The following is a 264-nucleotide window of genomic DNA, read 5'->3' on the forward strand; positions in this document are numbered from 1 at the left end:
GTTTCGGGTCTATTCCCAGCGACTAGACGCCCTATTAAGACTCGCTTTCGCTACGCCTCCCCTATTCGGTTAAGCTCGCCACTGAAAATAAGTCGCTGACCCATTATACAAAAGGTACGCAGTCACCCAACAAAGTGGGCTCCCACTGCTTGTACGCATACGGTTTCAGGATCTATTTCACTCCCCTCTCCGGGGTTCTTTTCGCCTTTCCCTCACGGTACTAGTTCACTATCGGTCAGTCAGTAGTATTTAGCCTTGGAGGAT

Annotated in this window: 1 rRNA gene; it reads right to left on the minus strand. The window is 50.0% G+C overall.

The features are described from left to right. Positions 1 to 264: ribosomal RNA gene (locus Q8X48_RS30015) — 23S ribosomal RNA — on the minus strand; the annotation flags it as partial.

Source organism: Pseudomonas sp. QLc11A, assembly GCF_052112305.1.
In the GTDB taxonomy this organism is placed as follows: domain Bacteria; phylum Pseudomonadota; class Gammaproteobacteria; order Pseudomonadales; family Pseudomonadaceae; genus Aquipseudomonas; species Aquipseudomonas laurylsulfatiphila.